The sequence below is a fragment of the Variovorax sp. 20P10.2.4 genome (assembly GCF_058244205.1).
On the sequence record NZ_JBZAYE010000467.1, the window covers coordinates 1 to 5,884 of the forward strand.

Annotated in this window: 6 protein-coding genes; all 6 read right to left on the reverse strand. The window is 71.2% G+C overall.

Annotated elements, in window-relative coordinates; all coding sequences use genetic code 11:
• Nucleotides 1-9: 9 nt before the first annotated feature.
• On the reverse strand, nucleotides 10-648 hold the full coding sequence (locus AC27VN_RS30400; protein WP_490878963.1) for a paraquat-inducible protein A: 639 nt from the start codon (nucleotides 646-648) through the stop codon (nucleotides 10-12).
• 20 nt (nucleotides 649-668) lie between these two features.
• Entirely contained in the window at nucleotides 669-2,108 is a 1,440-nt protein-coding gene (locus tag AC27VN_RS30405; protein ID WP_490878964.1) for an MFS transporter, read from the reverse strand.
• Nucleotides 2,108-3,325 (reverse strand): multidrug effflux MFS transporter, encoded by a 1,218-nt coding sequence (locus AC27VN_RS30410; RefSeq protein ID WP_490878965.1) that lies wholly within the window; start codon nucleotides 3,323-3,325, stop codon nucleotides 2,108-2,110. The genes AC27VN_RS30405 and AC27VN_RS30410 overlap by 1 nt, the downstream gene beginning before the upstream one ends.
• A 70-nt stretch (nucleotides 3,326-3,395) precedes the next feature.
• Nucleotides 3,396-4,691, reverse strand: a complete 1,296-nt coding sequence (locus AC27VN_RS30415; protein WP_490878968.1) for an LLM class flavin-dependent oxidoreductase — start codon at nucleotides 4,689-4,691, stop codon at nucleotides 3,396-3,398.
• 32 nt (nucleotides 4,692-4,723) lie between these two features.
• The gene (locus AC27VN_RS30420; protein WP_490878966.1) at nucleotides 4,724-5,593 is read right to left on the reverse strand and encodes a CmcJ/NvfI family oxidoreductase; all 870 of its coding nucleotides are present in this window, start codon (nucleotides 5,591-5,593) and stop codon (nucleotides 4,724-4,726) included.
• A 17-nt stretch (nucleotides 5,594-5,610) separates the two neighbouring features.
• Nucleotides 5,611-5,884 (reverse strand): Rossmann-fold NAD(P)-binding domain-containing protein (locus AC27VN_RS30425; protein WP_490878967.1); only part of this gene is annotated, 274 nt, incomplete at its 5' end.

The following is a 5,884-nucleotide window of genomic DNA, read 5'->3' on the forward strand; positions in this document are numbered from 1 at the left end:
AAGGGAACTTCATGCGGAAGCCCTCTCCGCGTCCTCGTCACCGGCGGCGCGGAAGGTCATTTCCCAGAACGCGCCCGGGTTGAACGACAGCACCGCCGTCAGCGTGACCGTGAGCGCCACGAAGGCCCACAGCGCGGGCCCGGGCACCACCGTCGCCATGCTCGAGAGCTTGACCACGGCCACCAGCACGCCGAGCAGGAACACCTCGATCATTCCCCAGGGCCGCAACGACTGCATCAGCCGCACCAGGATCGCGAAGCCCAGCGGCCGGTGCTCGCGCCGCAGCGGGATCAGCAGGTAGACCAGGATGCACAGCTGCAGCAGCGGGAACAGGATGGTGGTGGCCAGCACCAGCAGCGCCACCACCGACATGCCCTCGGCGCCGAGCACCACCACCGCGCCGGCCAGCGTGGTCTGGCTGCGCAGGCCCTGCAGCTCGATCTCGACGATCGGGAACAGGTTGGCGATCGCGAACATGATGAGGCTGGTCACGGTCAGCGGCAGGATGCGGCTTTCCTGCGCGCCCGGATGGCGGCCGATCTCGGTGCCGCAGCGCGCGCAATGGGCGACCTCGCGCGGCTGCAGTTCGGCGCGGGCATAGACCGCGTCGCAGCCGGGGCATACCACCGTATCAGGTACTTCCTTCATGGGGCCGTACCCTAACCTATTCAGCCCGCGTGTCCCGTCGTCCTGAGCCGCAAGCTGCTGAAGATTGCGGCGATACCGGCACAACAGCCGGCCAGCACCAGCGCCACCACCGGCCCGTGGCCGCCGTGCGGGCTCCAGATGCTGAAGACGCCGGCCAGCACCACCGCGCCCAGGGTCTGGCCGGTGAGCCGCGCCGTGCCGAGCATGCCGCTGGCTGCACCGCTTCGGTGCGCGGGCGGCGAGGTCACGATGGTGTGGTTGTTCGGCGACTGGAACAGCCCGAAGCCCAGCCCGCACAGCGCCATGCGCCAGGCGATGTCGGCATTGATCGGGTGCGCCGGCAGCAGCGCCAGCGAGAACAGGCCGGCGGCCATCAGCCCCAGGCCGATGCCGCCGAGCAGCCCGTCGGGATAGCGGCCGATCAGCCGACCGGCCAGCGGCGCCATCGCCACGATCGCCAGCGGCCAGGCCGTGATCAGCAGGCCGGCCTCGAAATGGCTGCGGCCGTAGACGTCGAGCAGCAGGAACGGCAGCGCGATGTAGGCCAGCATCTGGGCGCAGAAGGCCGCCACCGAGGTGCCCATGGAGAGCGCGAACACCGGGATGCGCAGCAGGTCGATCGGGAACAGCGGCACCGCGAGCGAGCGCTGCCGGCGCAGGTAGACGAAGCCCACCGCCACACCGGCCAGCAGCGTGAGCCAGGCGCTCAGCGGCGGGCCGCCCGCCTCCACCCCGCCCTCGCGCACGCCCAGGCGGTCGACGCCGAGGAACACCAGCGAGAACATCAGCACGTTGAGCGTCACGTCGATCGGCGAGAAGCGCAGGCCCGCGGCCGGCACCACGCGGTTGAAGGGCAGCGCCTTCATGCCGAGCGCGAAGGTGACGATGCCCAGCGGCACGTTGATGGCGAACAGCCACGGCCACGAGGCCACCGACAGGATCGCCGCCGCCACCGAGGGCCCGGCCACCGAGGAGGTGGCGACCACCAGCGAGTTGATCGCCATGCCCTTGCCGAGCTGCGAGGACGGATAGGTCAGCCGCACCAGCGCCGCGTTCACGCTCATGATGCCGGCCGCGCCCAGGCCCTGGAAGGCGCGCGCGGCGATCAGCGTGGTCAGCGAGTTGGCGAAGGTGGCGGCCGCCGAGGACAGCGTGAACACCGCCATGCCCACCAGGTAGACGCGCCGGTAGCCGACAAGGTCGCCCAGCGAGGCCAGCGGCAGCAGCATCACGAGGATGGCGATCTGGTAGGCGTTGACCACCCAGATCGACTGCGAGGCGCTGGCGTTGAGCTCGCGCGCGATGCCCGGCAGCGCGAGGTTGACGATGGTGCCGTCGAGCACCGAGACGATCAGCCCGAGGATGATGACCAGCATCGACCAGCGCCGCGCGGGCTGGTCGAGGCCGTCGATGACACGCGCGCCGCCCTCGGTGCCCACGCTGGCCGCCACGCTGCTCATCAGGCCTCCTGCACCCGGCGCGCCGGTTGCGTGCCGCGGTCGCCGCCCAGCGTGAGCCAGGTCAGCACGCCGGCGATCAGCGCGCCCGCGGCCATGCCGGTCACCATCGGCAGCGGGCCGCCGTCGGTGAAGGCGCCCACCACCGCCATCGCCACCGCGCCGGTCAGCATCTGCAGCGTGCCCAGCAGCGCCGAGGCCGTGCCGGCGATGGCGCCGTGCATCTCGAGCGCCAGCACGCCGGTGGTCGGGATCACGAAGCCCATGAAGCCCGAGGCGATGAAGTACAGGACGATCATCACCCACAGGCTGTCGCCGCCCATGGCGTAGTAGGCGAACATGGCGACCATCGCCACGCCGCAGCCGGCCACGCCGAACTTCACCAGCCGCGCCAGGCCGAAGCGCTCGCCGAGCGCGCCGTTGAACTGCGAGGCGCCGAAGAAGGCGGCGGCGTTCACGCCGAAGGCCACGCTGTAGAGCGCGGGCGACAGGCCGTAGTGGTCGATCATCACGAACGAGGAGTTCGCGAGGTAGGTGAAGAAGCCCGCCATCGCGAAGCTGCCGATGAACACCAGGCCCAGGTAGTGGCGGTCGCGCAGCAGCAGCCAGTAGGCCGCGAGCGCGCTGCCGATGCTGCTCTCGACGCGCTCCGAGGCCGGCCGGGTCTCGGCCAGCAAGGTGGCCATCATCGCGAGGCCGGCGACGGCCGCGATGGTCACGGCCCAGAACACGCCGCGCCAGCCGGTGACCGCGATCACGCCGCTGCCCACCAGCGGCGCGAGGATCGGCGAGATGCTGAACACCAGCATCAGCAGCGACATCAGCCGCGCGGCATCGGTGCCGGTGTGCAGGTCGCGCACCACCGCGCGCGGGATCGCCATGCCGGCCGCGGCGCCCAGGCCCTGGATGAAGCGCAGCGCGATCAGGGTCTGGATGTCGGTGGCCAGCGCGCAGCCCACGCTGGCGATCGCGAACACCGCGAGGCCCGCGTACAGCGGCGGCTTGCGGCCCACCATGTCGGAAACCGGCCCGTACAGCAGCTGGCCCGCGCCCAGCGAGATGAAGAAGGCCGTGAGGCTCATCTGGACCGCGCCGATGTCGGCGCGCAGGCTCTGGCCGATGGCCGGCAGGGCCGGCAGGTACATGTCGATGGCGAAGGGACCGATGGCGGAGAGCAGGCCCAGCAGCAGGGCCATGCGGAAGAAGGGAGAGGAACGCATTGGAGCGATTGTCGCCAATGCGCCGCCCGCGCGCCGGCGGCGCGCCCAGTGTCCCCTCGCCCCGGCCCCGCTAATCTTGCGAAAAGAAACGGTTGACCGGCCGCGGCAGCCCCAGGTTCTCGCGCAGGGTACGACCTTCGTATTCCTGCCTGAAGATGCCACGGCGCTGCAGTTCGGGCACCACGCGGTCGACGAAGGCATCGAGCCCGCCGGGCAGCCACGGGAACATCACGTTGAAGCCGTCGGAGCCCTCGCTCTCGAGCCATTCCTGCATCTCGTCGGCGATGGTCTGGGCCGTGCCCACGAAGGCCAGCCCGCCATAGCCGCCCAGGCGCTGCGCGAGCTGGCGCACCGTGAGGTTCTCGCGCCGGGCCAGTTCGATCACGCGCTCGCGCCCGCTCTGGCTCGCGTTGGTGGGCGGCACCTCGGGCAGCGGGCCGTCGGGGTCGAAGGTGGAGGCATCGTGGCCCAGCGCGATCGACAGCGAGGCGATCGCGCTGTCGTAGTGCACCAGGCTGTCGAGCTTGGCGCGGATCGCCTTCGCCTCGTCGACCGTGTCGGCCACGATGGTGAAGGCGCCCGGCAGGATCTTGAGGTGCTCGGGGTCGCGCCCGAGCTTGCGCATGCGCGACTTGACGTCGGCATAGAAGGCGCGCGCGTTCGCCAGCGTGCCCGGCGCCGCGAAGATCAGCTCGGCCGTCTCGGCCGCGAGCTGGCGCCCGGCCTCCGAGGCGCCGGCCTGCACGATCACCGGCCAGCCCTGCACCGGCCGCGCGATGTGCAGCGGCCCGCGCACCGACAGGTGCTCGCCCTTGTGGGCCAGCACGTGCAGCTTGGCCGGATCGAAGAAGCGGCCGCTGTCGACGTCGCGCACGAAGGCGTCGTCGGCCCAGCTGTCCCACAGGCCGGTCACCACGTCGTAGAACTCGCGCGCGCGGTCGTAGCGCGCGTCGTGCTCCATGTGGTCCTCGCGGCCGAAGTTCAGCGCCGCGTCGGGGTTCGAGGTGGTCACGATGTTCCAGCCCGCGCGGCCGCCGCTCAGGTGGTCGAGCGAGGCGAAGCGGCGCGCGATGTGGAACGGTTCGTCGAAGGTGGTCGAGGCGGTGGCGATCAGCCCCAGGTGCCGTGTGTGCTGTGCCAGCGCCGACAGCAGGGTGAAGGGCTCGAACGAGGTCGCCGTGTGGCTGCGCTGCAAGGCCTCGATCGGCATGTTGAGCAGCGCGAGGTGGTCGGCCATGAAGAAGGCGTCGAAGCGCCCGCGCTCCAGCGTCTGCGCGAGCTGCTTGAGCCGCTCGAAGTTGAAGTTGGCGTCGGGCCAGGCGCCCGGGTAGCGCCAGGCGCCGGTGTGGATGCTGACCGGGCGCATGAAGGCGCCCAGGCGCAGCTGCTTGCGCGCGCTCACGGCTTGTCCCAGAACACCAGCGCGCGCAGCTCGATGCTGCGCCGGGGCGGCGCCTCGGGCGAGCCGGTCGGGTCCTCGAAGGCCGTGTGGGCCGTGAGCCGCGCCGTGCCGTCCTCGCGCGAATCGAAGATCTTCAGCAGCAGCGCCTCGTCGGGCCGCAGCCGCGGGAACCAGTACCAGCGGTGCTTCGGGTTCCAGGTGAAGGAATAGGTCTCGCCCACCTTGTCGGGGTAGATCAGGTCGCTGGGCACCAGGTCCGCGGCATCGATGGAGCGCGCATCGCACAGCGCGAGCGGCAGCCGCTCCACCGTGGCCAGCGGCCGCCACAGGTTGACGATCGCGAAGCGCTTCGCGAGCCGCTCGGCCGCTTCGTCGGGCGGCAGGTGGTCGGTGACGCGGCGCCGCGCCGAGGCCGGCGTCTGGTCGTCGTGCACGCGGCGCACCGGCTCGCGCAGTTCCGAGGTGCGGCGCGAGCCCTGGGCGCTGTCGCGCAGCGTGTGGTCGAACACCACGATCTTCTCGGCCCCGGTCACGTCGCGCAGCAGCGCCTCGGACTCGCGGTAGTAGATGTCGCGGATGGTCGCGTCCTGCGAGAAGTCGGCCAGCACGCTGCGGTGCGCGATCTGGGTGAAGCCGCTGCGGTCGAGCGAGAGCTCGCGCAGCGCCACCAGCGGGCGGCCGTCGCGGATGGCCACGCGCCGCGCCTCGAGCTCGCCCGTGACCCAGGGCGTGCCCGGCGGCGGCTCGAAGGTGTAGCTCGCGGGCCGGCCCTGGCCCGGCTTCAGGTAGTTGAGCTCGGCCTCGACCGACGGCAGGGTGGCGATGAGCGGATGCTCGTGCGGACTGAATGGCGATGCGGAACTCATGCGCTCCTCGTTCTGAATCAGAAGGGTTCCTTGAACGGCCGCAGGTCGAGTTCCTGCGTCCAGGCGCTGCGATGCTGGGCATGCAGCTGCCAGTAGCTCTCGGCGATGGCATCGAGCTGCAGCAGCCCGTCCTCGCCGGCCTGCGCCGCGCGCTGGGGCGCCCCGCTGCGCAGCCGCTCGCCGTCGATGCCGCCGTCGATCACGACATGGGCGACATGGATGCCCTGTGGCCCGAACTCGCGCGCCAGGCTCTGGCTCAGCGAACGCAGCCCGGCCTTGGCGGCCGCGAAG